Consider the following 3,275-nt stretch of genomic DNA (forward strand, 5'->3'; position numbering starts at 1 on the left):
CTTATATCAATCTCTGGATTCAAGTATACATGTAAAAAAAGGCATCCATTGCACTTTTAATATACGACATTGATAAAACGTCTATCAACCATATGCTACACATTCCTCTACACTGACACCTATAAACAAACTCTTTGTCAGAATCAGATATTAAACTAAAATTATAGTTACTTAACTCTTTAAGATTTTCATAATTACCGTCTAATCTATAGAAATTATAGTCAGAATCGTATTCATAGACTTCAATTTTAGCAGCTAAGGAGTCGAAACATCTATCTTTTGAAAAGTACTCTCCAAAGGACTTAATACTAGAGATAAAATTAGACTCTATATTAAAGTACTCGTCCATGTATTCAATACCATTACTTTCTATAAAATCTTCAATGTCCATCCATTTACTTTCAATATTATTAGATTCATAATCATGAACTGTGATAAGAAAGTTATTATTCATTATTTATCCTTTTATATAAATAAAACCTCTTATGCAGTTTCCTAATTTATTAGAACACTGCACTACGGCTACTTATACAAAATATATTTTAAGAGTTTTCATATGTAACTAAATGAAACTCAAAACCTTCCTTTCTATACTCGGATGGAATAATAATATTGGCATGTAAGCAATCTTTTAGAGTAACTGGATAAACATAACTATAATTTTTATCATCATTATTATTTAAGTTCTCCTTTAGTATAGAGAATTGATTCTGGTTTAAAATTATTTTACTAACTGCAAAATCATCATCTAATGGATATATATTAATTTCTCTTATAACTTTACTCATGGTGTTATCTTCCTATTTTTTATAGCAGGTTTTATCTGTAGGCCAGTTTTAGGATTAAAGGCTCCCATGTGATTACCAAACTTGTCATACTTCTCTAATTCGCCATGCTGATAATCCCACTCGTAAATTCTACCTTTTTTGTCTTTCCATCTTCTACGTAAATTACCGCCACCTTGTACGGATGTCTTAGCTTTAGCCTCCGCAAGCCCTTTAATTCCTGTTATTTCATTTGTATTAGGAGGATTAATTATATTAGAAATATGTTCAGGTGGTTTATTTTCTTTAGCTCTCTGTTGAGCCTTTAAATCATCAGGTTTATAAACATTTTTGTCATAATATCTACCGTCTTTACCTTGATAGAGAAGTTTTATTTCTCCATCTTCTTTATACTGATATAACTTTGAACCATTTGGTAATGTCTTACCTGACAACTCAGCACCATCTGGTAAAGAACTCCAACAGTCATTATGAACCCAAACGCCATACGTGCTATCACTGCCTGTGACAAAGTACGTATGATTATTATCGACGGTTAAATTATAAGCGGATAACGGTTCTTCAGTCTGTGTCACACTTTGAACAACTTGCCACTGACCATCTTCTGATAACAGCTGATAACCTGCTTTTAGATTACTAGCGTCTATCCATTGTGCGTTATCAATACTGCCTTGATAATCATGTCCTTCTGACGATTGTGGTAGTTGACCACCTGTATTGACTTGAGTAAAGAAAGGGTGGATTTTATTAGACACAATAGTTTGCTCATTACCATTACTGTCTTTAATAGTAATATATACAGTAGCCCTATAAGAATTATTATAGTGATTTGATACGCTTTGATAGGTTAACTTCCCAGTTATCTCATTCTTAGATAGCACCATATTACCAATTCGGACTTCAGAGATAGGTCTATAGCCAGCAATGGTTTTAACCAACATGTCTCCACGAAATGAACAGGTCTTACTAGCTCCATTAGCGGCCTGAGTAGTACTTTTACCGCTCGGGATTTTTCTTAAAGTCCCCGCACCTAAAACTTCATAAACTGCTGCATTCATGACTCGTATACCCCCATCCATATACACACAGTCTGTAGGACGGGATGTGCTACAAGAAACAAGGGAGTTATTACGTTGCTCATAACCATTTATGATGTTTTCTGTACCTTGATACTCACGATAAGCATCTCTTAGTCCATCAAAATTGGCATTACTATAATCAACTCTAATCTTATTAAGACAAGCCTCAGTTGGATTCTTCTCGCAAGCTTTAATCTCCTCATGATTATTTGACTCCATCTTTGCTGCTAAAGATCTAATTCTTTTCATTTCAGCGTCAAGTGGCCCACCTTTCAACTTCCTTTTGGCTACAGCAATCTTGTAAAGCAGACTTTCAACATCTTTACGCTTCAAGCTATTATCTTCAACCGCGACCTTACTTGTCTCAGCCGCATTAACCGCATCACTAGCGTTACCTGTTGTCAGTCCAATACCAGCACCTAAAACACTAGTAATCGCGCTAATCGTATCTTTCTGCTCTGGAGTTAGCGTTGAAGCGTCTGTAGTCTGATAAAGAAAGTGAGACAAAAATGGTACTACAGCTTCTCCTGTACCCGCCGCAATACCACCTGTCATAGCATCATTACTAGTAGCGTAGCTTACCGCTGCTCCTAGTATAGTATGTGCTAATAAGTGTTGCGGGCTACCGATACCATTAAGCTCATTATCTTCATTTATTCTATTTTCAAGATCATTGCCTTTGAACGCTTGACCAATTTGAAAGGCAATCTGCGGACTGATAGCTTTGGCTACATAACCTACTGCTCCATTACTATTTGGTCCATATAAGGCACCAGTAATACCATCAAAGAACAGACCCTGTTTTTGCACCTTGTCCGCTTGTAATTTCAAATCATCTCTGGCAGCTGTATTGCCTAACTTATCTTGCTCCTCAGCGGCATCCCTTAACTTCTGCTCTTTCTTATTAATCTCCGTCTTAATCTTACGACGCTCTTGATCAAAGGCTTGAGTGATCTCTACCTGCGCCCCAAGCTCTTCATTCACTTGATTGGCATCAAACACATTCTCAAGTATTCCTGCATACTCCTCACGGTTATCCGTCGTGATACTACTGTTTCCAGCGACACCCGTAATACCTGCACGAGTGATACTGCTATCACTATCACCATCTGTGCCGTAGCCAATGCCGTTCATGGTGGCTTGTGGTTTACCGGTGGTATTACCAATGCTAACACCTGCAGAAATGGCATCGCCCTCATAGCTGGTGGTGTTTTCTATGTCTTGGGTCGTAATGCCACCTTTACTGATATAGTTGTTTAATCCATTTTGTAGGGCTTTGTCCGTGGTGGTAATCGCGCCGCCTATCAGATTGGTTGTGCCTTCGGTGGTAAGATCAATACCACCATCCCCTGTGAAGATGCCTGACTGCTCACCCACGGTTTGATAGTCAGCATTGACATTGGTCTTACCG

The 3,275-nt window shown here is 37.5% G+C and carries 3 protein-coding genes; all 3 read right to left on the reverse strand.

Annotated features, from left to right (window positions below):
* Positions 1-19 precede the first annotated feature (19 nt).
* Entirely contained in the window at positions 20-454 is a 435-nt protein-coding gene (locus ACT3RN_RS14970) for a hypothetical protein (RefSeq protein ID WP_192992590.1), read from the reverse strand.
* A gap of 88 nt (positions 455-542) precedes the next feature.
* Positions 543-788 (reverse strand): hypothetical protein, encoded by a 246-nt coding sequence (locus ACT3RN_RS14975; RefSeq protein ID WP_192519886.1) that lies wholly within the window; start codon positions 786-788, stop codon positions 543-545.
* Positions 785-3,275, reverse strand: a 2,491-nt coding sequence (locus ACT3RN_RS14980) for a polymorphic toxin-type HINT domain-containing protein (protein WP_444518782.1), incomplete at its 5' end; no start/stop codon positions are given. The genes ACT3RN_RS14975 and ACT3RN_RS14980, both read right to left, overlap by 4 nt.

The organism is Psychrobacter sp. AOP5-GZ1-6 (assembly GCF_052376345.1).
In the GTDB taxonomy this organism is placed as follows: Bacteria; Pseudomonadota; Gammaproteobacteria; order Pseudomonadales; family Moraxellaceae; genus Psychrobacter.